The 22,019-nt window shown below is 74.1% G+C and carries 23 protein-coding genes and 1 riboswitch; of the genes, 13 read left to right on the top strand and 10 right to left on the bottom strand.

Annotation, left to right across the window (positions count from 1 at the left end; genetic code table 11):
• Positions 1-79 precede the first annotated feature (79 nt).
• Positions 80-148, top strand: a riboswitch (cobalamin riboswitch).
• Between the two features lie 128 nt (positions 149-276).
• The 6 genes from ABT160_RS01430 to ABT160_RS01405 all read left to right on the top strand — a co-directional run bounded on the left by ABT160_RS01430 (position 277) and on the right by ABT160_RS01405 (position 6,623).
• The gene (locus ABT160_RS01430; RefSeq protein ID WP_351642016.1) at positions 277-1,602 is read left to right on the top strand and encodes an SCO2321 family membrane protein; all 1,326 of its coding nucleotides are present in this window, start codon (positions 277-279) and stop codon (positions 1,600-1,602) included.
• On the top strand, positions 1,599-2,288 hold the full coding sequence (locus tag ABT160_RS01425) for an SCO2322 family protein (protein ID WP_351642015.1): 690 nt from the start codon (positions 1,599-1,601) through the stop codon (positions 2,286-2,288). Before ABT160_RS01430 ends, ABT160_RS01425 begins: the two co-directional genes overlap by 4 nt.
• Before the next feature lie 12 nt (positions 2,289-2,300).
• A complete protein-coding gene (locus tag ABT160_RS01420; RefSeq protein ID WP_351642014.1) occupies positions 2,301-3,395 on the top strand; it encodes an energy-coupling factor transporter transmembrane component T in 1,095 nt (364 codons plus the stop codon).
• Positions 3,392-5,083 carry an ABC transporter ATP-binding protein gene (locus tag ABT160_RS01415; RefSeq protein ID WP_351642012.1) on the top strand — a complete coding sequence of 564 codons (1,692 nt, stop codon included), beginning with the start codon at positions 3,392-3,394 and terminating at the stop codon, positions 5,081-5,083. The genes ABT160_RS01420 and ABT160_RS01415 overlap by 4 nt, the downstream gene beginning before the upstream one ends.
• Positions 5,047-5,904: an ECF transporter S component gene (locus ABT160_RS01410; RefSeq protein WP_502984139.1), complete on the top strand. Its 858-nt coding sequence runs from the start codon at positions 5,047-5,049 to the stop codon at positions 5,902-5,904. Before ABT160_RS01415 ends, ABT160_RS01410 begins: the two co-directional genes overlap by 37 nt.
• 317 nt (positions 5,905-6,221) lie before the next feature.
• Positions 6,222-6,623 carry an aggregation-promoting factor C-terminal-like domain-containing protein gene (locus tag ABT160_RS01405; RefSeq protein WP_351642008.1) on the top strand — a complete coding sequence of 134 codons (402 nt, stop codon included), beginning with the start codon at positions 6,222-6,224 and terminating at the stop codon, positions 6,621-6,623.
• A gap of 77 nt (positions 6,624-6,700) precedes the next feature.
• Here ABT160_RS01405 and ABT160_RS01400 read toward each other — a convergent pair whose 3' ends face one another.
• Entirely contained in the window at positions 6,701-7,870 is a 1,170-nt protein-coding gene (locus tag ABT160_RS01400; protein WP_351642006.1) for a steroid 3-ketoacyl-CoA thiolase, read from the bottom strand.
• A gap of 289 nt (positions 7,871-8,159) precedes the next feature.
• Between ABT160_RS01400 and ABT160_RS01395 the strand changes: the two genes are divergently transcribed.
• From ABT160_RS01395 to ABT160_RS01380, 4 genes are all read left to right on the top strand, one after another.
• Positions 8,160-9,401, top strand: coding sequence for a cytochrome P450 (locus tag ABT160_RS01395; RefSeq protein WP_351642004.1), 1,242 nt, complete (start codon positions 8,160-8,162; stop codon positions 9,399-9,401).
• A gap of 694 nt (positions 9,402-10,095) precedes the next feature.
• The gene (locus ABT160_RS01390; RefSeq protein WP_351642002.1) at positions 10,096-10,908 is read left to right on the top strand and encodes a pentapeptide repeat-containing protein; all 813 of its coding nucleotides are present in this window, start codon (positions 10,096-10,098) and stop codon (positions 10,906-10,908) included.
• Positions 10,909-10,985: 77 nt separating this feature from the next.
• A complete protein-coding gene (locus ABT160_RS01385) occupies positions 10,986-11,660 on the top strand; it encodes an O-methyltransferase (RefSeq protein WP_351641999.1) in 675 nt (224 codons plus the stop codon).
• Between the two features lie 15 nt (positions 11,661-11,675).
• Positions 11,676-12,203, top strand: a complete 528-nt coding sequence (locus ABT160_RS01380) for a DUF6879 family protein (protein ID WP_351641997.1) — start codon at positions 11,676-11,678, stop codon at positions 12,201-12,203.
• A gap of 90 nt (positions 12,204-12,293) precedes the next feature.
• Here ABT160_RS01380 and ABT160_RS01375 read toward each other — a convergent pair whose 3' ends face one another.
• From ABT160_RS01375 to ABT160_RS01360, 4 genes are all read right to left on the bottom strand, one after another.
• A complete protein-coding gene (locus ABT160_RS01375) occupies positions 12,294-12,653 on the bottom strand; it encodes a hypothetical protein (RefSeq protein ID WP_351641995.1) in 360 nt (119 codons plus the stop codon).
• A gap of 160 nt (positions 12,654-12,813) precedes the next feature.
• Positions 12,814-12,990, bottom strand: coding sequence for a DUF397 domain-containing protein (locus tag ABT160_RS01370; protein WP_351641993.1), 177 nt, complete (start codon positions 12,988-12,990; stop codon positions 12,814-12,816).
• A 55-nt stretch (positions 12,991-13,045) separates the two neighbouring features.
• Complete coding sequence (locus ABT160_RS01365; protein WP_351641992.1) at positions 13,046-13,222, bottom strand: DUF397 domain-containing protein; 177 nt, start codon at positions 13,220-13,222, stop codon at positions 13,046-13,048.
• The gene (locus tag ABT160_RS01360; protein WP_351641989.1) at positions 13,219-14,010 is read right to left on the bottom strand and encodes a helix-turn-helix domain-containing protein; all 792 of its coding nucleotides are present in this window, start codon (positions 14,008-14,010) and stop codon (positions 13,219-13,221) included. The genes ABT160_RS01365 and ABT160_RS01360 overlap by 4 nt, the downstream gene beginning before the upstream one ends.
• Positions 14,011-14,578: 568 nt before the next feature.
• Here ABT160_RS01360 and ABT160_RS01355 point away from each other — a divergent pair.
• Positions 14,579-14,905, top strand: a complete 327-nt coding sequence (locus ABT160_RS01355; protein WP_351641988.1) for an antibiotic biosynthesis monooxygenase family protein — start codon at positions 14,579-14,581, stop codon at positions 14,903-14,905.
• A gap of 85 nt (positions 14,906-14,990) precedes the next feature.
• Here ABT160_RS01355 and ABT160_RS01350 read toward each other — a convergent pair whose 3' ends face one another.
• The 3 genes from ABT160_RS01350 to ABT160_RS01340 all read right to left on the bottom strand — a co-directional run bounded on the left by ABT160_RS01350 (position 14,991) and on the right by ABT160_RS01340 (position 18,421).
• Complete coding sequence (locus ABT160_RS01350; RefSeq protein ID WP_351641986.1) at positions 14,991-15,596, bottom strand: hypothetical protein; 606 nt, start codon at positions 15,594-15,596, stop codon at positions 14,991-14,993.
• The gene (locus tag ABT160_RS01345; RefSeq protein ID WP_351641984.1) at positions 15,596-16,222 is read right to left on the bottom strand and encodes a hypothetical protein; all 627 of its coding nucleotides are present in this window, start codon (positions 16,220-16,222) and stop codon (positions 15,596-15,598) included. The genes ABT160_RS01350 and ABT160_RS01345 overlap by 1 nt, the downstream gene beginning before the upstream one ends.
• Positions 16,223-16,345: 123 nt before the next feature.
• Positions 16,346-18,421 (bottom strand): MDR family MFS transporter, encoded by a 2,076-nt coding sequence (locus ABT160_RS01340; protein WP_351641983.1) that lies wholly within the window; start codon positions 18,419-18,421, stop codon positions 16,346-16,348.
• 132 nt (positions 18,422-18,553) lie between these two features.
• Between ABT160_RS01340 and ABT160_RS01335 the strand changes: the two genes are divergently transcribed.
• Positions 18,554-19,441 carry a peptidoglycan-binding protein gene (locus tag ABT160_RS01335; protein ID WP_351641982.1) on the top strand — a complete coding sequence of 296 codons (888 nt, stop codon included), beginning with the start codon at positions 18,554-18,556 and terminating at the stop codon, positions 19,439-19,441.
• Between the two features lie 113 nt (positions 19,442-19,554).
• Here the strand turns inward: ABT160_RS01335 and ABT160_RS01330 are convergent, their stop codons facing one another.
• Both ABT160_RS01330 and ABT160_RS01325 read right to left on the bottom strand, forming a co-directional pair.
• The gene (locus ABT160_RS01330; RefSeq protein ID WP_351641981.1) at positions 19,555-20,205 is read right to left on the bottom strand and encodes an HAD-IA family hydrolase; all 651 of its coding nucleotides are present in this window, start codon (positions 20,203-20,205) and stop codon (positions 19,555-19,557) included.
• Positions 20,206-20,388: 183 nt separating this feature from the next.
• Positions 20,389-21,123: an ABC transporter permease gene (locus ABT160_RS01325; protein WP_351641979.1), complete on the bottom strand. Its 735-nt coding sequence runs from the start codon at positions 21,121-21,123 to the stop codon at positions 20,389-20,391.
• Between the two features lie 225 nt (positions 21,124-21,348).
• On the opposite strand from ABT160_RS01325, the gene ABT160_RS01320 reads away from it, so the two are divergent.
• Positions 21,349-22,002 (top strand): HNH endonuclease family protein, encoded by a 654-nt coding sequence (locus ABT160_RS01320; protein ID WP_351641977.1) that lies wholly within the window; start codon positions 21,349-21,351, stop codon positions 22,000-22,002.
• Positions 22,003-22,019 lie beyond the last annotated feature (17 nt).

Genomic DNA, 22,019 nt, shown 5'->3' with positions numbered 1-22,019 from the left:
AGCGGCCCGGGGCGGACGCTGCCGCTCCGCCCGGGGCACCGCCCGGTAGAGTGTGCGAGTCGATTTCATGCCCGTACGGGGGGAAGCCGGTGCAAATCCGGCACTGACCCGCAGCCGTGTCCCAGCCCACTGGGAAGTCGGAATGCCCCGTACGCGCACGTGACCGGCTCGTGCCCCCGGGATCCGCCCGGTGGCCGGCACCGTCGAGGTACACGGGGCCGGAGCCCAGGTGCCCTGAGCGCGCCCGCGTCCGGTTCCAGGAGGGCAAAGCCGCTCATGTTCACCGTTCGCCGCAGCGCCACGGCGCTCGCCGCCGGCGCCGTACTCGGCGCGGTCGGCGCCGCGTCACTCGCCCCTGCCGCGTACGCCGCGCCGTCGCCCACCCCCAGCCCGTCCGTCCAGCTGCCCACGGGCCTGTACGGCACCACCGACCCCACCTACGACGGCGTCTGGCGCCAGTCGCTCGCCTTCATGGCGCAGCGCACCACCGGCGTGAAGCCCGCGCAGGAGGCCCTGGACTGGCTGGTCGGCCAGCAGTGCGCGAGCGGCGGCTTCCCCGCCTACCGCGCCGACGCCTCCAAGGCCTGCACCCCCGACACCTTCCTCGACGTCAACGCGACCGCCGTCGCCGTGACCGCGCTGACCGGCTTCGGCCCGGCGCTGCCCTCCGAGGAGCCCTCCGACGGGCCGTCCGACGGCGCGACCCCCAGCGCCTCCTCCACCGGCGCGCCCACCGACCCGGTGGGCGCCGCCCTGGTCACCGCGGTCGACTGGCTCAAGGGCAACCAGAACAAGGACGGCGGCTGGGGCTCGGGCCCCGGCGCGCCGAGCGACGCCAACTCCACCTCGCTGGTGATCGGCGCCCTCGCGGCGGCCGGCCAGCGCCCCGGCTCGGTGAAGTCCGTCGACGGCCGCACCCCCTACGACGCGCTGCTCACCTTCGCGCTGCCGTGCACCGACAAGACGGCCCCCGGCGCCTTCGCCTTCCAGCCCAAGGACGGCAAGCTCACGGCCAACGACGACGCCACCGCCGCCGCGGTCCTGGGCGGGCTCGGCAAGGGCCTGTCCGTGCGCGGGGTCGACCCCAGCCAGCCGGTGGGCTGCGAGACGCCCGCCAAGCCGACCGCCGAGCGGGCCGCCCGCAACGGCGCCTCCTACCTGGCCGGCGTCCTCACCAAGAGCGACCACCTGGCCATGCCGCCCATGCCGGGCGCCGCCGACAGCACCCCGCAGCCCGACACCGGCAACACCGCGGACGCGGTCGTCGCCCTCGGCGCCTCCGGGCACAAGGACAAGGCCGCCGCGGCGTTCGCCTGGCTGAAGCGGAACGGCGTCGCCTGGGCCGAGAAGGCCGGGCCCGCCGCCTGGGCGCAGCTGGTCTTCGCCGCCCAGACGATGGGCACCGACCCGCGCGCCTTCGGCGACGTGGACCTGGTCGAGCGGCTGAACGCGACCGGGCCGAAGCCGGAGAGCCGGGCCACCTCCTCCACCGACGCCGAGGAGGCCATCGGCCCGCGCGAGTGGGTCGGCATCGGCGCGGGCGTCGTCGCGATCGCCGGTCTCGGCTTCCTGCTGGCCGGCCGCCGGAAGGGGCAGCAGTGACGCGCACCCGGGCAACAGCGATCCGCACCCGTTCCCTCGCCCTGCTGGTGGCCGTCGGCGCCGCGCTGACCCTGTTCGGCGCGGGCCCCGCGCTGGCCGCGGGCTACCGCTACTGGTCCTTCTGGGAGTCCGGCAAGGGCTCCTGGGCGTACGCCACCGAGGGCCCGGCCACCGCCCGGCCCGCCGACGGCTCGGTCAACGGCTTCCGCTTCGCGGTCAGCGAGGACTCCGGCGACGCCGCCAAGCCGCGCACCGCCCCCGACTTCGCGGCGATCTGCGGGAAGACCCCCGCCAAGGACGGCAGCAAGCGGGTCGGCGTGGTCGTCGACTTCGGCACGCCGCAGGACTCCGCCACCGGCGAGCAGCCGCCCGCCCAGCGGACCGCCTGCGCCCAGGTGCCCTCCGACGCCTCGGCCGCCGACGCGCTGGCCGCGGTGGCCAAGCCGCTGCGCTACGACAGCAAGGCGATGCTCTGCGCGATCTCGGGCTACCCGGGGACGGGCTGCGGCGAGCAGGTCGCGGACACGCCGAAGGCGACGGAGAAGGGGACGGACAAGAAGGAGACGCCCGCCGCCCAGGAGAAGGACGGCGGCAGCGGCCCGTCCGTGGGCCTGATCGCGGGCGTCGCCGCCGTGGTCGTGCTCGGGGCCGGGGCCGTCTGGCAGGCCCGCCGGCGCCGCGGCTAGCGCCCGGCCGCCGTGGAACTGCGCGCCCCCGAGGCCAACCGCTCCAACGCCCTGCACGCCGGGGCCTGGTGGCTGTGGGCCCTGGGCCTGGCCACCGCCGCGTCCCGCACCACCAACCCACTGCTGCTCGGCCTGCTGGTCGGGGTGGCGGGGTACGTGGTGGCGGCGCGGCGCACCGACGCGCCCTGGGCCCGCTCCTACGGGGCGTTCGTCAAGCTCGGCCTGTTCGTGGTGGCGGTCCGGGTGCTGTTCTCGATGGCGCTCGGCTCCCCGATCCCGGGCAGCCACCTGCTCTTCACGCTGCCCGAGGTGCCGCTGCCCGACTGGGCGCGCGGGGTGCGGATCGGCGGCCGGGTCACCGCCGAGCAGCTGGTCTTCGCGCTGTACGACGGCGCGAAGCTGGCCACCCTGCTGATCTGCGTGGGCGCCGCCAACGCGCTGGCCAACCCGGCCCGGCTGCTGAAGTCGCTGCCCGCCGCGCTGTACGAGGCCGGGGTCGCCGTCGTCGTCGCCATGACGTTCGCGCCGAACATGGTCGCCGACGTGGTGCGGCTGCGCACCGCCCGGCGGCTGCGCGGCCGGCCGACCGGCGGGGTGCGGGCGGTGCTCCAGATCGGCCTGCCGGTCCTGGAGGGCGCCCTGGAGCGCTCGGTCGCGGTGGCCGCCTCGATGGACGCGCGCGGCTACGGCCGCACTGCCGAGGTCCCGCCCGCCGTGCGGCGCACCACGGCCGCGCTCACCCTGGGCGGGCTGCTCGGCGTGTGCGCGGGCACCTACGGGCTGCTGGCCGCCGAGGGCGCCGGGTACGGGCTGCCGCTCGTCGTGCTCGGGCTGCTCGCCGCGCTGGCGGGCCTGCGCCTGGGCGGGCGGCGCTCGGTGCGCACCCGCTACCGCCCCGACCGCTTCGGCGCCCGCGCCTGGCTGGTGGCCGGATCCGGCGCGGCGGTGGCGGCGCTGATGATCCGGGCGGGTACGTACGACCCGGAGGCGCTGCGCCCCGGGGTGGTCCCGCTGACGGCCCCGGCGCTGCCGCTGTGGCCGGCCCTGTCCGTCCTGGTGGGGCTGCTCCCGGCCGTCGTGGCCCCCGTTCCCAAGGAGCCCTCGTGATCCGCTTCGACAACGTCTCGGTGCAGTACGCGGACGCGGACGCGCCGGTGCTGTCCGGGCTCGACCTGACCGTGCCCGAGGGCGAGCTGGTGCTGCTGGTCGGTCCCTCGGGCGTCGGCAAGTCCACGCTGCTCGGCGCGGTCTCGGGCCTGGTGCCGCACTTCACGGGCGGCACCCTGCGCGGGCGCGTCACCGTCGGCGGGCGCGACACCCGCACGCACAAGCCGCGCGAGCTGGCCGACCTGGTCGGCACGGTGGGCCAGGACCCGCTCGCCCACTTCGTCACCGACACCGTCGAGGACGAGCTGGCCTACGGCATGGAGTCGCTGGGCCTGGCCCCGGACGTGATGCGCCGCCGGGTCGAGGAGACCCTGGACCTGCTGGGCCTGGCCGAGCTGCGGGAGCGGCCGATCGCCACGCTCTCGGGCGGCCAGCAGCAGCGGGTCGCCATCGGCTCGGTCCTCACCCCGCACCCCCGGGTGCTGGTCCTGGACGAGCCGACCTCCGCCCTGGACCCGGCCGCCGCCGAGGAGGTCCTCGCGGTGCTCCAGCGCCTGGTGCACGACCTGGGCACCACGGTGCTGATGGCCGAGCACCGCCTGGAGCGGGTCGTGCAGTACGCGGACCAGGTGGTCCTGCTGCCGGACGCGGTGACGGGCCCGCCCGCCGAGGTGATGGCCGTCTCCCCGGTGCACCCGCCGGTGGTGGCGCTGGGACGGCTCGCGGGCTGGTCGCCGCCGCCGCTGTCGGTACGGGACGCGCGGCGCCGGGCGTCCGGGCTGCGCGAGCGGCTCGCCGGGCTCACCCCGCCCGCGGCGCCCGCCCCGGTGGCCGCGGCCCCGGCCCGTACCGCCCGGGCCCCCGAACCGGCGCGCGGCCTGCTGTCCCGGCTGCGGCGCCGTCCGGACGGCCCGGCGCCCGACCCCGCGGGACCCGCCGCCGCCCTGGCCCGGGTCGAGGGGCTGGACGTGCGGCGCGGGCGGGTGGAGGCGCTGCGCGGCGTCGGCCTGGAGATCGGGCCCGGCGAGACGGTGGCCCTGATGGGCCGCAACGGCGCGGGCAAGTCCACGCTGCTCGGCGTGCTGGTCGGCACGGTCGAGCCGACCGGCGGCACGGTCCTGACCGGCGGGCGGGTGCCGCACCGCACGCCGCCGCGCGAGCTGATCCGCGAGGTGGGCCTGGTCCCGCAGGAGCCGCGCGACCTGCTGTACGCGGACACGGTGGCCGCCGAGTGCGCGGCGGCCGACGCCGACGCGGGCGCCCCGGCGGGGACCTGCCGGGCGCTGGTGGGCGAGCTGCTGCCGGGCGTCCCGGACGCCACCCACCCCCGGGACCTGTCCGAGGGCCAGCGGCTGGCCCTGGCGCTGTCCGTCGTACTGACCGCCCGGCCCCCGCTGCTGCTGCTCGACGAGCCGACCCGGGGCCTGGACTACGCGGCCAAGGGCCGGCTGGTGCGGGTGCTGCGGGGCCTGGCCGCCGAGGGGCACGCCATCGTGCTGGCCACCCACGACGTGGAGCTGGCCGCCGACCTGGCGCACCGGGTGGTGATCCTGGCCGAGGGCGAGGTCGTCGCGGACGGGCCGACCGCCGAGGTGGTCGTCTCCTCCCCCGCCTTCGCCCCGCAGGTCGCCAAGGTCCTGGCGCCCCAGCCGTGGCTGACCGTGGCCCAGGTGGAGGCGGCCCTGTGAGCGCCCGCCCGGTCCGGCTCGGCCCGCGCGCGGTGGCCGCCCTCGCCCTGATCACGGTGATCGGGGTGCTCGCCTTCGGCTGGCCGCTGCTGGCCGACCGGGGCTCCCAGGTCACCGCGCACGCCGCGGACGCCCCCTGGCTGTTCGCGGCGCTGCTGCCGCTGCTGGTGGCGGTGGTCGTGGCGACGGTCGCCGACGGCGGCCTGGACGCCAAGGCGGTGGCGATGCTGGGGGTCCTGGCGGCGGTCGGCGCGGCGCTGCGCCCGCTGGGCGCGGGGACGGCGGGCCTGGAGCCGATGTTCTTCCTGATGGTGCTGAGCGGACGGGTGCTCGGTCCCGGCTTCGGCTTCGTGCTGGGCGCGGTGACGATGTTCGCCTCGGCGCTGCTGACCGGCGGGGTGGGCCCGTGGATGCCGTTCCAGATGCTGTCGATGGGCTGGTTCGCGATGGGCGCGGGGCTGCTGCCGGGCGCGGACCGGCTGCGCGGGCGCGGGGAGGTGATGGTGCTGGCGCTGTACGGGTTCGTGGCGGCGTTCGCGTACGGCACCGTGATGAACCTGCAGGGCTGGACCACGATCGGCGGCATGTCGTCGGGGGTGTCCTTCCACCCCGGTGACCCGCTGGCCGACAACCTGGCCCGGTTCATCGCGTACTGCCTGGCCACCTCGATGGGCTGGGACCTGGGCAGGGCGCTGCTCACGGTGGTGCTGACCGTGGCGGTCGGGCCGGTGCTGCTGAGGGCGCTGCGCCGGGCCACCCGGCGGGCCGCCTTCGAGACGCAGGTCACGTTCGAGGACCCTCCGGGGGTCCCGAGGGGGTGAAGCACCCCACAGGACCTTGGTCCTCCACTATCGCGGGTAGTGGACCGCGAGCGGGTGCCGAGCGGCCCCCCGCGACCCGCTCCGACCTGCGGCGATGACCCCGATGTCCGGTTCGGGACCTCCGGCCCCCGATGCGAGCACCACTAGTACAGGGGGTCGTTGCGACGGCGCCGGGGGCCTGCTCTATTGGAGTGGTCGCAGGGCGCCGCACGGCACTCGCCGAGGCGCCCCCCTCGCGGCCGGAACCCCTTCTCGCAGGAGACAGCGTGGTTCCGCCGCGTCCGCGACGCCCCTGTCCCCGACGTTAGGTCGCTTACGTGTCCCGCTCGCTCGCCGCCCGCCTCGCCCCGAAGACCCTGGTCGCCACCGCGGCCGCCGTGCTCGCCGCCGGCGCCACCGTGATGGGCGCCCAGAGCGCCTCCGCCGCGCCCGGTGGTGGTTCGCAGCAGATCGCCCGCGGGATGGTCCCGGCCGGCCAGTTCCAGTGCTTCAGCAACATCGTGTCCCACGAGTCCGGCTGGAACCACACCGCGTCGAACTCCTCCTCCGGCGCCTACGGCCTGGTCCAGGCCCTGCCCGGCTCCAAGATGGCCTCGGCCGGCGCCGACTGGCGCACCAACCCGGCCACCCAGATCAAGTGGGGCCTGGACTACATGAACGGCCGCTACGGCAGCCCGTGCGGCGCCTGGTCGCACTGGCAGGCCAACGGCTGGTACTGAGCCGACACCTCTGCCCTTCAGAGGCGCCTTCAGGAGCGCCTTCAGGAGCGCCTTCAGGAGCGCCTTCAGGAGCGCCTTCAGAGGCGCTGGATGATGGTGCCCGTCGCCAGCGCCCCGCCCGCACACATGGTGATCAGGGCGAACTCCTTGTCCCTGCGCTCCAGTTCGTGCAGGGCCGTGGCGATCAGACGGGCGCCGGTGGCCCCCACGGGGTGCCCGAGCGCGATGGCCCCGCCGTTGACGTTCACCTTCTCCAGGTCCTGCTCGAAGACCTGGGCCCAGCTCAGCACCACCGACGCGAAGGCCTCGTTGATCTCCACGAGGTCGATGTCCCGCAGGGACATCCCCGCCTTGCCGAGCACCGCGCGCGTCGCGTCGACCGGCCCGTCCAGGTGGTAGTGCGGGTCCGAGCCGACCAGGGCCTGCGCCACGATCCGGGCGCGCGGCCTGAGCTTGAGGGCCCGCGCCATCCGCTTGGACGCCCACATGAGCGCGGCGGCGCCGTCGGAGATCTGCGAGGAGTTGCCCGCCGTGTGCACCGCGGTGGGCATCACGGGCTTCAGCCGGGCGAGCGCCTCCATCGAGGTGTCCCGCAGCCCCTCGTCGCGGTCGACCAGGCGCCACATGCCCTGTCCCGCGGCCTGCTCCTCCTCGGTGGTGGGCACCTGCACCGCGAACGTCTCGCGCTTGAAGCGCTCCTCGGCCCAGGCGACGGCGGCCCGTTCCTGCGACAACAGCCCCAGCGCGTCGACCCGTTCGCGGGTCAGGCCCCGGTTGCGGGCGATCCGCTCGGCGGCCTCGAACTGGTTGGGCAGGTCCACGTTCCACTCGTCCGGCATCGGCTTGCCCGGCCCGTGCTTGGAGCCGGAGCCCAGCGGCACCCGCGACATCGCCTCCACGCCGCAGCTGATCCCCACGTCGATGACGCCCGCCGCGATCATGTTCGCGGTCATGTGGCTGGCCTGCTGCGAGGAGCCGCACTGGCAGTCGACGGTGGTCGCGGCGGTCTCGTACGGCAGGCCCATGGCGAGCCAGGCGGTGCGCGCGGGGTTCATGGACTGCTCGCCGGCGTGGGTGACCGTGCCGCCGACGACCTGCTCGACGCAGTCGGGCTGGATGCCGGTGCGCCCGAGGAGTTCACGGTAGGTCTCGCCCAGGAGGTAGGCGGGGTGCAGGTTGGCGAGCGCGCCACCGCGCTTGCCGATCGGGGTGCGTACGGCTTCGACGATGACGGGTTCCGCGGCCATGAGCTCGTCCTCTCCTCGCACATCGGCCAGGTGTCCCGGCACCCGGCGATGAACTAGTACGCGTTCTAGTTATGAGTGCAGTCTTATGACTGGCCCCCCGGGTACGCAAGGGTCGTGCACCGTCGCCCCGTGCAACAGTTCCGGCCACGGCCCTTGCGACTTGTAGAACTCGTTACTACCTTCACGCCCACCTGACGCCCTGTCAGAAGCGATCCGCCCCCATCCCCTCCCCGCTCCCCGCTCCCCGTTCTCCGCTCCCGCTCCCGCTCCCGGACACCTGGAGTTGCCGATGTCCTGCCCCGCGCTCCCCGAAGGGTTCGACGCCACCGACCCCGATCTGCTGCAACAGCGCATTCCCTTCCCGGAGTTCGCCCAGCTGAGGCAGACCGCACCGGTGTGGTGGTGCCCGCAGCCGCGCGGGATCACCGGCTTCGACGACGAGGGGTACTGGGCCGTCACGCGGCACGCGGACGTCAAGTACGTCTCCACGCACCCCGAGTTGTTCTCGGCGAACGAGAACACCGCGGTCATCCGCTTCAACGAGCACATCAAGCGCGAGCAGATCGACGTCCAGAAGTTCATCATGCTCAACATGGACCCGCCCGAACACACCCGGGTGCGCCAGATCGTGCAGCGCGGCTTCACCCCGCGCGCCATCCGCGGCCTGGAGACCGCGCTGCGCGAGCGGGCGGCGCGGATCGTGGCCCGGGCCAAGGAGACGGCGGCGGCCGGGGACTTCGACTTCGTCACCGAGGTGGCGTGCGAGCTGCCGCTCCAGGCGATCGCCGAACTCATCGGCGTACCCCAGGAGGACCGGTCGCGGATCTTCGAGTGGTCGAACAAGATGATCGCGTACGACGACCCGGAGTACGCCATCACCGAGGAGGTCGGCGCCGAGGCCGCCCTCGAACTCATCGGCTACTCCATGAACATGGCCGCCGCCCGCAAGGAGTGCCCGGCCAAGGACATCGTGACCCAGCTGGTGGCGGCGGAGGGCGAGGGGAACCTGTCCTCCGACGAGTTCGGGTTCTTCGTGCTGCTGCTCGCGGTGGCGGGCAACGAGACGACGCGCAACGCGATCAGCCACGGGATGCACGCCTTCCTGACCCACCCCGACCAGTGGGAGCTGTACAAGCGCGAGCGCCCGGCGACCGCGGCGGAGGAGATCGTGCGCTGGGCGACCCCGGTCATCTCCTTCCAGCGGACGGCCACCCAGGACACCGAACTGGGCGGGCAGAAGATCCGGCGGGGCGACCGGGTCGGGATGTTCTACTCCTCGGCCAACAACGACCCGGAGGTCTTCCGGGACCCGGAGGCCTTCGACATCACCCGGGACCCCAACCCGCACCTGGGCTTCGGGGGCGGGGGCCCGCACTTCTGCCTGGGGAAGTCGCTGGCGATCCACGAGATCGACCTGATCTTCAACGCGCTGGCGGACGAGATGCCGGACCTCCACCTCTCCGGCGCCCCCCGCCGCCTGCGCGCGGCATGGCTGAACGGCATCAAGGAACTCCGGGTAACCCACGGCTGAGGGGCACCCACGGTCTCCGGGGGGCGCCCCGGGCTCCCGGTTCGGCCGCCGGACCGGGCCCGGGCTTCCCCGTGCGGCCCGCACGACCCACGCACCCCGGGGACCCTCACGGCCCCCGGCACCCCAGGAAGCCGGGCCCCCTCCCCCCTACGCCCGGCCCCGGCTTCCTGGCGGGGTGCGGGGCTTCGGATCCCCTCCCCACCCCTTCCCGAAAGCCTCCGGCGGCGGGAGGGGCGGCACCGTGCGGTGCGGGGCTGCGCCCCGGGCCTCGGAGCGGTCGGGCAGATCCAGCCCCGCCGGCGTTTGAGGCGCGGGGTCCGGGGCGGAGCCCCGAAGCAGGGCGCAGGGGCGCAGCCCCGCACGGGCACGCGGGGTCCGGGGCGGAGCCCCGAGGGGTGCAGGGGCGCAGCCCCGAGGGGGCGCAGGGGCGCAGCCCCGCACGGGGCCCGGGGGCGCAGCCCCCGACGAAACCCTCGCCCCCAACCGCCGGAGGCTTTCGGGAAGGGGCGGGTCGGGGACCCCAAGGCCCGCACCCCGCGCACCCGGCCCCGGCATGAGCCACGCCCACGCGCCCCAAGCCCCGCACCGGTGCACCCCGCCACAGGAGGTGGACCGCCCACAGGCCCCCAGCCCCTACCCCGTCCAGGCGGACCGGGAGTGGGCAGCGCCCACGGGGTACGGGGACAATGGCCCCGTGACACACCGCCCCGCCCTCGACTACACCGCCGACTGCTCCCGCTGCTTCGCCCTCTGCTGCGTCGCCCTCCCCTTCTCCCGCTCCACCGACTTCGCCGTCGACAAACCCGCGGGCACCCCCTGCCGCAACCTCCTCGCCGACCACCGCTGCGGCATCCACGACCGCCTGCGCGACAAGGGCTTCCAGGGCTGCACGGTCTTCGACTGCCTCGGCGCCGGCCAGCAGGTCTCGCAGGTCACCTTCGGCGGGTCCGGCTGGCGCGACGACCCGGCGGCGGGCGCGCGGATGTTCCAGGTGTTCCCCGTCATGCGCCAGTTGCACGAGCTCCTCCGGTACGTGACCGAAGCCCTCGTCCTCCCTCCCGCCCGCCCCCTGCACGCCGCCCTGGCCCCCCTGCGCGACCGCCTCGACGCCCTCAGCAACGCCGACGCCGACACCCTGCTGGCCGCCGACACCGCCTCCCTCCGCGCCGAGGCCAACGAACTCCTGCTCCAGGCCAGCAAACTGACCCGGGATCAGCTCCCCGGCCGCAAGAAGGACCACCGCGGCGCCGACCTCATCGGCAAGCGCCTGCGCAAGGCACCGCTACGCGGCGCGAGCCTGCGCGGCGCGCTCCTGATCGCCGCCGACCTCTCCGGCGCGGACCTGCGCGACGCGGACCTGACGGGCGCGGACCTGCGCGACGCGAACCTCGCCGGGGCGGACCTGACGGGCGCGCTGTTCGTCACCCCCGCCCAGCTGGCCGCCGCGCGCGGCGACGCGACGACCCGCGTCCCGGAGGGGATGACCCGCCCGGCGCACTGGTCCTGACGTACGGGAGGGGCGCCCGGCTCGAAACGGACCCCGGCGCCCCCGGCGGGCCCCGTCGCGCGGGTACGTTCGCGGTCATGACCGACCAAGAGCGCTGGACCGAGATCGACACGTACCTCACCGACCGCCTGGCCCCCGCCGACGAGGCGCTGACCGCCGCGCTGGCGGACAGCGAGGCGGCGGGCCTGCCCCCGATCGCCGTGGCCCCCAACCAGGGCAAGCTGCTGCACCTGCTGGCCCTGACGCAGGGCGCGCGCCGGATCCTGGAGATCGGCACGCTGGGCGGCTACAGCACCATCTGGCTGGCGCGCGCCCTGCCGGCGGACGGCCGCCTGGTCTCGCTGGAGTACGACCCCCGGCACGCGGACGTCGCCCGCGCCAACCTGGCCCGCGCGGGCCTGGACCACCTGGCCGAGGTCCGCACGGGCGCGGCCCTGGACTCGCTGCCCAAGCTCGCCGAGGAGGAGGCCGGCCCGTTCGACCTGGTCTTCGTGGACGCGGACAAGCAGAACAACCCGCGGTACGTGGAATGGGCCCTCCGGCTCACCCGCCCGGGCAGCCTGATCGTCGTGGACAACGTGGTCCGCGGCGGCGCCCTGGTGGACCCGTCGGCGTCGGACCGCGCGGACGTACGGGGCACGCGCGAGATGTTCGACCTGATCTCGGGACACCCGCGCCTGGACGCGACGGCGGTCCAGACGGTCGGCGCGAAGGGCCACGACGGCCTCCTCCTGGCCCGCGTCACGTCCTGAGCGGGAGGGTGCCTCATGACCACCTCACGCAGGTCCCTGGGCGACTGGCTCAAGGACTTCGAGCGGGAAGCGTTCCGGCTGGAAACGCTGGACGACTACAGCCAGTCGGGCGGAGTGGAGGCGTACCGGGCGTTCCTCGCCGGGGAGCCGCAGCCGGAGGAGTACGGAACAGCCGGGTGGCTCACCACGGTCGGGAACGCGACGCGCTCCGGCAAGCGCATGTACCGCGTCCACGTCGTCTCGCGCCCGCTCACGGACCACCTGCGCTTCGAATTCGGCTGGGGGTACGTCCGCAACATGACCGCCGGGGAGGAGTTCTTCGTCCTCGACGTCACCGACCAGGAGAACCCGATCCCGGAGGCCCCCGACTTCTGGCTCTTCGACGACACCACGGTCGGGGCGATGCGGTACGACGACGCCGGGAAGTTCCTGGGCGCTGACTTCGTGGACACGGGGACCAGGCCGGAGTTCCTGGAGTACAGGGACGCGGCCATGTCGGCCGCTGTTCCGTTCTCCACGTGGTGGGCGCGGCACTCCGCCTGAACGGTCATGCGCTCAGCCGTGCGTCCCGTACGGAACAGGGGGTCGGCCCCGACTGGCGTACGCCGGGCCGGGGCCGTCCCCTTGCTCCGTTCATGCCCTCTCGATCGCCTCGAAGATGTCCGCGTCCGTCTCCTGTTGCCAGGCGGGGAGGTCGGGCCGGTCGGCGACGTACCCCGGCTTCGGGTCGTCGAAGTGCTTGTACATCTGCGCCGTCCAGCACGTCGCCAAGAAGCGGCTCTTCTGCTCGCGCGAGAGCCTTGCGGCGTGGCCGCCGCTGGCCTCGACGAAGTGGCGCACCTGCTCGTACACGACCCCGGCGGCGTCGCGCTCCCACTGTGGCGTGGCCTCCCAAGGGGTGACGTACCCCGGCTTGGGCTCACCCGGGAAGTGCTGCCGCACTCCTGAGATCCACGCCTCACGGAACAGCCGCGCACCTTCACCCTCCGCCATACCGACCCCTCTCGTCGTGGCGCACGCGGCGCGCCGCCTCCACCAAGCCTCCCCGCACACGGGCGTGGCTCGTCGCGAGATCGGCGAACTCGCCGCCCCCACCGGGGGGCGAGACGCTGCCGCGACCGGGGTGCCGGGGCCCGGGCCTGACAACGAGGGTTCAGCGGCCCACGTACGCCGCGAACGCCCGCCACGCCTCGCGGCTCACGGCGACCGTCCCGGCGTCGCGGTCCTTGGTGTCCCGCACCATGACCACCGGGAGGTTCGTCGCGCACTCGACGCAGTCGTTGGTGTTGCCGCTGCTGTACGTGCTCTTGTGCCAGTTGGGAGTGCTCACGTGAACCTCTGCTTCAGCCGTGATTGAGGTGACCCGTCTCCATGAACGTGGACAGTCAGCTACCCACGTACACCGCGAACACCCGCCACGCCCCACGGCTCACGGCAACCGTCCCGGCGTCACGGTCCTTGGTGTCGCGGATCATGACCACCGGGGTGTTCGTCGCACACTCGACGCAATCGTTGGTGTTGCCGCCGCTGTACGTGCTCTTGTGCCAGTTGGGAGTGCTCACGTGAACCTCTGCTTCAGTGCCTCAGTGATCCGGACAGTGGTCGCCTCAGCCGTCAACGCGCTTGCGGCCAGGCGATCATAGACCCGCTGGTAATGCAGGACGATCTGCGTTTCTTCCGAGTAGCTGCCCGTTGAAAACCCCTCCGTGTACGCCCCCCTCACACCATCGGGGAGGGACAGCAGATAGATGGACCCGTTGATCGTTCCGGCGTTGAACGGGAGGAACTGCACGCTGATGTGGCGCAGTTCCTGAACATCCCGCAAGCGCTCCAACTGTTCCTGACCTGCTTGGTGCAGGACTGCCTCGGAGATCACAGCGGACATCCATGGCGGGTCGTCCCGCTCCCACACGTCTTGCCGCGCCATTCGCGCCTCGACGATGGAATCGATCTTGTGCGGGTCTTCCTGGCCGACCAGCAACAGATCACGCGCGTAGTCGGCAGTCTGAAGCAAGCCGGGCACTGTGAAGCCCGCAGCATGAATCAGCGACGCCCGCCCCTGCTTGACCACGAAGTCCTGCGCATAGTCCCGGACGGCCTGGTTCTCGATGATCACGAGTAGATTCCCGATCGCGCCCCGGCCAAGCTCCAAGGCGTCCTCCAGCCGTACGGCGAGGCTCCGATCCGGTGGGGTCCCGTTCTCCACATCGGAGATCGTCGTCTTGTTGCTGTACGACTTCACCGCCAGCTCAGGCTGCGACCAGCCGCGCGCCTTGCGGGCTACGCGAACCCTCTCCCCGATGTACGCCTGGATGCTCTGGGTGGGGTCCAGATCCGACTCCCCTGGCATATGCCCGGTTCCCCCTCTCCTGCCGGAATCGGTACATCTAGTGATCGTATGGCGACGCAGGCAGGGTGGGACCTGAAACACCCCAACTCCTCGCACAAGGCGCCCCCATGACCGCACCCTCCAGATACCCGCAGCCACCCGTACTACTGCCCGTACGCGACCACAGCGACCCTGACACCGAACCCGGATGCGCGCACTGTCGGCACCTCGCCGAACGACGCGGCGCCGCGTACCTCCGGGGGGACCTGTCCACCGTGTCCGACGCGAACGTCCTGATCCTCCGCCACCGGAATCACGCCCACTCCCACCCCCACCCCCGGAAAGCGGCGCGGTGACCATGTGGGCCGTGCCCCCTCCGAGGCTCCCCGTGATCGTCAGCCTCAGCGACTGCCCCCACTGCCGCAAGGCCCTGAACTACGGGCCCCGTGAGCAGCGCTGCGCCTGTCCGCCGCAGGATCCTCCCGCCCCCGCTGGGCCCCACCTCGCCGCCCCGGCCCCGTCCAGCCGGGACAGCCGCGACGCACCCCCTTCACGTCTCCCCGACGTCACCCCCTGCGATGCTGTCCGCATGAGCATCGTGAAGATCAACGTCCTGTCCGTGCCGGACGAGCAGCGCAAGGTCCTCGAAGAGCGGTTCGCCTCGCGGGCCGGGTCCGTCGAGAACTCCGACGGCTTCGAGTGGTTCGAGCTGCTGCGCCCGGTCGAGGGCACCGACCAGTACCTGGTGTACACCCGCTGGCGCAGCGAGGAGGACTTCCAGAACTGGATGAACGGCAGCATGCGCGCCGCCCACCAGGGCGGCGGCGAAGGCGGTGGCGAGCGGCCCAAGCCCGCCGCCTCCGGCTCCACCCTGTGGTCCTTCGACGTCGTGCAGCAGGCCTCGCCCAAGGGCTGACCCGCGCGTACGGACGCGAAGGGGCCCGCACCGGATCGAAACGGTGCGGGCCCCTCGTACGTACCGCTCGTACGTACCGCGCCGCCTACAGCTTCAGCAGCCTCTCCGTCATCTCGCGGTACGTCCGCAGCGCGATCCGCAGCTCCTCCGTGCCCGACGGGCCGTCCCCGTCGTCCCACGCCGCCCGCAGCGTCCGGCGCCGCTCGGTCAGGGTCGCCGTGAGGTGTTCCGTGACGTCCTCCAGGACCGACGCCGCCTCCCTCACCGCCCCGCGCGGCTCGTCCACGAAACCGCCCAGCGCCTGCTGGAGGCGCAGCGCCAGCTTGTCGCGCTCGCCCTGCGGGAACAGCTGGCCCGCGTGCTCAGCGGGCGCGTGCGGTACGGCTTCCGCGGCCGCGGCCGGAGTCGGAGCCGTCACCGGCGTGCGGTGCTTCCCCGGGGCCACCCCCGCAGCCGCGCCCGTGTCCGCGGGCGCCGCGTGGGGCGCCGCGTGGTGCCCCGGTGCCGTCGGGTCGGCCGGCGGGGTCGCCACCGGGGCTTCTGGCGCGCGGCCCGGTGTGGTCAGCGGGGTGTCCGGTGTGCGGCTCGGCGCGCCCGGCTGTTCCGGGATGCGGGCCGCGCCCGGGCCGGTCGGGGCGGCCGGGGCCGCCTCCGCGGGCGGGACGTTCCTCGGGTCGGTCTCGCGTGACATCAGGCACCACTCCCCTTCGCCTTGAGCGTGTGCCGCTGCCCGAACCCACGGCGCCCGGCCGGTTCCGGCCGGCGCGGGGTGTCGCCGAGCAGCGCCTCGAACATGCCGCGCGCGTTCAGCATCGCCGCGCGCAGTTCCTCGGTGGCCTCCGGGCCCGTCCGGTCACCGGCCGCGTCCGCGACCCGGTGCACCTGGCGGTAGCCGTCGACGTGCGGTGCGTGGTGCACGGACAGCGCGGCCAGGTGCTCCTCGTGGTCCGTGGCCGGCGGGAAGCCCCGCTCGGTGGCGAGGCGCGCCACGAGCCGGTCCGCCTCGGCGACGGCGGCGCGCGGCGAGTCGACGAAGTGCTCCTGCAGGGCGGTCCACTCGGCGGCGTACCGCTCCCGCTCGGGGCCCTTCAGGGGTGCGGGCCGGATCGCGCCGTGCCGGCTGACCCGTTCGGACAGTTCGTGCTCGGCGGCCTTGACGTCACCGTCGTGCAGGGCGACGGAGCGGTCGTACTCCGGGCCGAAGCGCCGTTTGAGCCCGGACCTGCCACTGCTCCGGCCAGGACCGACCCAGAGGACGGCGGCGACGACGAGGATGAACACCGCGACCAGTACGACTACGATCAGGATGGTCGACATGAACTCCGGGTGACCCGTAATCCGTTGGTCAAACGGGTGCACATGGGGGGTCAATTCGACGCTCAACTCCAGCCAATCGAGCGGATGTTGAGCTCCAGCCGACCATCGGGCCGTCGAGCCCGGCTAGCGGGCGCGGTGGTCCCCCCGCGGCTCCGGTCCCGGCGGGCGCTCCGCGTCCGAGCCGCTGAGCTCGGCCGTCAGCTCCTCCACCAGGCGCACCAGGTCGGTCGGCCGGTCCGGTCCCCACCAGTCGCCGAGCAGCTCCGCCAGCGACTCCTCGCGGGCCTTGGCCAGCACCGTCGCCGTCCGTACTCCCTGCTCGGTCAGCACCAGGTGCACCCCGTCGCGGCGAGCCAGGCCGCGCTCCTCGACCTGCCGGGCCGCGTCCGTGATGACCTGGAGCGGTACGGGCGCGGTCTCGGCCAGGTGGCCGGGCTCGACGGCCCCGTGGCGCCGGATCCGCAGTACCAGCCAGCTGGCGCCGGGCAGCAGGTCCAGGCCCGCGCGCTCGGTGATCTTCTCGTAGATCGCCTTGCGGCCCTCGCGGGAGCCGAGCACGGACAGGGCCCGGGCGCACTCGTCGTACGAGGAGCGCTCGACCGGGTTGGAGGCGACGGTCTGGCTGACGTCGGGCGCGGTGACCGAGCCGCGCAGCTTGTCCTCCTTCAGGAACCAGGCGACGGCGAAGGCGAGCAGCACGACCGGTGCCGCGTACAGGAACACGTCCGTGATGGAGGTGGCGTACGCGTGCAGCACGGCCGGGCGCAGCGCGGGCGGCAGCAGTCCCATGGAGCGCGGGTCGGCGGCGATCTCGCCGGGTCCGGTGCCGGGCGGCAACTGCTGTCCGGCCAGGGCGGATTCGAGCTTCCCGGTGAGCCGGTTGGTGAAGACCGTGCCGAAGATGGCGACGCCGAAGGAGGCGCCGATGGAGCGGAAGAAGGTGGCGCCGGAGGTGGCGACGCCGAGGTCCTGGTAGGAGACGGCGTTCTGCACGACGAGCACCAGGACCTGCATCACCAGGCCGAGCCCCGCGCCGAACACGAAGAAGTACAGGCTCATCTCCCAGGTGGAGCTGGTCTCCGACAGCCGGTGCAGCAGCACCAGGCCGACCGCGGTGATCGCGGTGCCGGCCAGCGGGAAGACCTTCCAGCGGCCGGTGCGCGAGACGACCTGGCCGGACGCGGTGGAGGTGAGCAGCATGCCGAGGACCATCGGGAGCATGTGCACGCCCGACATGGTGGGCGTGACGCCCTGGACGACCTGGAGGAAGGTCGGCAGGTAGGTCATCGCGCCGAACATCGCGAAGCCCACGATGAAGCTGATCACCGAGACCAGCGCGAAGGTGCGGATGCGGAACAGCTTCAGCGGCAGTACGGGTTCGGCCGCGCGCCGCTCCACGTACAGGAAGCACACCAGCAGCACCGCGCCCAGCACGGCGAGGCCGATGATCTGCGCCGAGCCCCAGGCCCAGGTGGTGCCGCCGAGCGAGGCGACCAGGACCAGGCAGGTGGCGACCGAGGCGATCAGGAAGGTGCCCAGGTAGTCGATGGTGTGCCGGGTGGTGCGCACCGGTACGTGCAGCACGGCGGCGATCACGAAGAGGGCGACCACGCCGACCGGCAGGTTGACGTAGAACACCCAGCGCCAGGAGAGGTGTTCGGTGAACAGACCGCCCAGCAGCGGCCCGAGCACGCTGGTCGCGCCGAAGACGGCGCCGAACAGGCCCTGGTACTTGCCGCGTTCGCGGGGCGAGACCAGGTCGCCGACGATCGCCATCGACAGCACCATCAGACCGCCGCCGCCCAGGCCCTGGACCGCGCGGAAGGCGATCAGCTGCGGCATGTTCTGCGCGAGGCCGCACAGCGCGGAGCCGATCAGGAAGAGGACGATCGCCGTCTGGAACAGCTTCTTGCGCCCGTACTGGTCGCCGAGCTTGCCCCACAGCGGGGTCGCGGCGGTGGACGCCAGCATGTAGGCGGTGACCACCCACGACAGGTGCTCCATGCCGCCCAGTTCGCTGACGATGGTGGGCAGCGCGGTGGACACGATGGTCTGGTCGAGGGCGGCCAGCAGCATGCCCAGGAGCAGGGCGCCGATGGCGACCAGGACCGTGCGGTGGCTCTGCCCGGCCCCCGGCTCGGGGGGCGGTGGGCCGAGGGGTATCGGGCCGCTGTTCGGGTTGCTCGTTCGCTCCTCCATGGGACCCATCCTGGGCGCTGTGTCCCGTTATGGCCTGCCGGGAACCGCCGGGAACCGCCCGGGTCGGGCGAGGCCGTGGGGGCTCGGGGGGCGGGGCTGCATAATCGCTGCATCCGAGGGAGGGGGCCCACGATGACCGGACTTGTCTGCTCCGAGTGCGGGACGCCGCGGGGGGCCGACGGCAGGCCGGGGCCGGGCTGCGGCTGCGCGGCGCGCGAGCGGGCCGCGGCGGAGGACTTCGACCCGCTGCGCATACGCCCGTACGTGAACCTGCCGGCCCCGCCGGGCGGAGAGGCGGCCGAACCGGCCGACGCGACGGTGCCCCTGTTCGTACGCGGCGAGCCGCCGGCCCCTCCGGTACGCGAGCCTGCGCCCGGGGCGGCCGGGGAGCCCACGGGCCCGGAGCCGGTGGCGCACCGGGGGCGGCGGGTGCTGGCCGCGCTGGGCGTGGCGCTGGCGGCGGTCGCGGTGGCGGGCACGGGGGCGCTCGCGGCGGGGCTGTTCTCCGGGGACGGCGGGGGCGACGGGGGGCCGGACCGGGCGGTGCCCGAGCTCGTCTCCGCGTACCCCTCCGACGCCGCCGGGTCGCCCAGCGCCCGGGTCTCCCCGGCGCCGTCCTCGCGCGCGGCGGGGGCGGCCGTGCCCCGGTCGCCGTCGGCGCGGACGCCGCAGCGGGAGCCCGAGCCCTCGCGGGCCTCGCCGAGCCGCTCCCGCCAGGCGCCGCCCTCGCCGTCGGCGACCGCGCGGGAGACGGCCACGGTGTCGGCATCCCCGTCCACCCGGGTCCCGACCCCGGGCACCACCCTGCGCCGGGGCGACCAGGGCCCGGAGGTGGCCGAGCTGCAGCGGCGCCTGGGACAGCTGTGGCTGTACCGGGGTGACGCGGACGGACGGTTCGACGAGCGCACCGAGCGCGCGGTGGCGATCTACCAGTCGTACCAGTCGATCGAGGGGGATCCGGCGGGGGTGTACGGGCCGGAGACGCGGGAGCGGCTGGAGCGGGAGACGGCGGAGCCTTAGGGGGCCGGGGTTACGAGGTCCGGGCCGGGGTGCAGGGGCCGGGTGCGGGGGCCGTGGGCCGGGTCCGGGGGCCGTGGCCCCTGCGGCCCGGGCGGGCCCGCGACAGGCGGCGGCTACGCGACCCGCAGCTCGATCCCGCCCTCCCCGTTCGCGGCGACCTCCAGCTCGCGCAGGTCGAGCACGTGCACGTCCGGGGCGAAGGCGGCGGCCCTCGGGCCCACCCCCACGACCCGCATCCCCGCCGCCCGCGCGGCCTCGATCCCGGCCTGGGAGTCCTCGAAGGCCACGCAGTCCGCCGGGGCGAAGCCCAGCTCGGCGGCGCCCTTGAGGAAGCCCTCCGGGTCGGGCTTGCTGGCGCCGACCCGTTCGGCGGTCACGCGCAAGGCGGGCATCGGCAGTCCGGCGGCGCCCATCCGGGCGGTGGCCAGGGCCTCGTCGGCCGAGGTGACCAGGGCGTGCGGCAGCGCGGCGATCGCGGCCATGAAGGCGGGCGCCCCCTCGATCGGGACGACCCCGTCGAGGTCGGCGGTCTCGCGGGCGAGCATCACCTTGTTGTCGGCGTGGTTCTGCTCCATGGGGCGGTCCGGGAGCAGGGCGGCCATGGTGGCGTACCCCTGGCGCCCGTGGACGACCTTCAGCGCCTCGTCGGGGTCCAGGCCGTTCTCGACGGCCCAGTCGCGCCAGCAGCGTTCCACCACGGCGTCGGAGTTGACGAGGGTGCCGTCCATGTCCAGGAGGAGGGCGCGGGCGGTCAGAACGGGCATGCGGGGCTCCCGGGTGTCGCGTGTGCCGCGCGGGGGCGCGGAGGAACAGAGCGGCCCGCCCACCGGTCAGGGAGTGCGGGCGGGGCCACTTTGTTCCTTCACGATACAAAACGAGGTCCGCCTCGCGCCACCCGGGTCCCGCGGCCCGCCCCCGCGCCACGCCTCCCCGCTGCTCCGTACGGGTCACCCCCGGTGCAGCCGCCCCCGCGCCACCAGTTCCAGCACCACCGCCACCGACACCGCCTGTACCGCCATCAGCGCGACCAGGACGAAGAGCTGCACCGCCCCCGCCTGGAGCGGGGAGGCCCCGCCGAGCAGCATCCCCACGAACGCCCCCGGCAGCGTCACCAGGCCCACCGTGCGGGTCTGGTCCAGGCCCGGGAGCAGCGCGTCGGCGGCGGCCGGGCGGGCGACCTCCAGCCGGGCCTCGCGCTCCGGCAGCCCCAGCGCGAGGCCCGCCTCCACCTCGCCGTGCCGGTCCCGCAGCTCGTCCAGGGCGCGGCGCCCGCCGAGCACGGTGGCGGTGAGCGCGCCGCCGAGCAGGATCCCGGCGACCGGGACCAGGGCGACGCCCCGGAGCGGGACCAGGCCGGTGAGCAGCAGTGCGGCGACGGCGGGGACGACCCCGGCGGCCAGCGGGGCCGCCGCCCACCACCAGGTGCCATTGCCGGTGACCCGGCGCCCTGCGGTGCGCACCGCGACCGCGTACATCAGCAGCAGGAAGCCGAGCAGCGCGGGCAGCCGGTGCACGACCCAGCCGATGACCACGGAGACGGCGGCCAGTTGGACGGCGGCGCGCAGTCCGGCGGTGACGATCTCGCGGGAGCGGCCCAGGTGCGCGAGGGCGGCGACGGCGGCCGCGACGGCGAGCAGGACGGCGAGCACGGCGGCGAGGACACCGTTGACGGGCAGGAGCACCCGCCCACCCTAGACACCGCCCGACCACCACCTGACGGCACATCAACCCCGAAGCAGGACAAAGCACATGACACCGCGACGGAGATCCACCGCACCCCTTGATGTGACGTGCCCATGTCGCCACCCTGTAACCCGGCGCACCCCCCACCGCAATCTCGCGCCGTGAACATGGCCGGGCCCCACGGGCCTCTCCGGCCAACACCCCCACATCCTCAGGGAGTTCGCATGTCTGGTGTCTACGCGCGTCGCACCTCGCGCGCCGCCGTGCTCGCCGCCTCCGCCGCCCTCACCGTCACCGGCCTGCTGGCCACCGCGCCCGCCGCCCAGGCCGCGCCGCCCACCCCGGTGAGCGCCGCCACCGCCCGTACCTACCTCGCGGGACTCACCGTCCAGGCCGAGGGCTCCTCCTCCGGCTACAGCCGCGACAAGTTCCCCCACTGGATCACCCAGTCCGGCGCCTGCAACACCCGCGAGGTCGTCCTCAAGCGCGACGGCTCGAACGTGCAGCAGGACTCCAGCTGTGCGGCGGTCAGCGGCAGTTGGTACTCGGAGTACGACGGCGCCACCTGGACCGCCGCCTCCGACCTGGACATCGACCACGTGGTCCCGCTCGCCCAGGCCTGGCGCTCGGGCGCCAGCTCCTGGACCACCGCGCAGCGCCAGTCGTTCGCCAACGACCTGAGCCGCCCGCAGCTGATCGCGGTCACCGACAACGTGAACCAGGCCAAGGGCGACAAGGACCCGGCCCAGTGGCTGCCGCCGCGCACCGCCTACCGCTGCACCTACGCCCGGATGTGGACGCAGGTCAAGCACGACTGGAACCTGACCGTGGACTCCGCCGAGAAGAGCGCGCTGCAGTCGATACTCAACGGCTGCTGACGACCGCCCTTCCCCCG

Source organism: Streptomyces sp. NPDC001941, from assembly GCF_040296945.1.
Lineage (GTDB): Bacteria > Actinomycetota > Actinomycetes > Streptomycetales > Streptomycetaceae > Streptomyces.
This window is presented reverse-complemented; position numbering and strand designations above follow the sequence as displayed.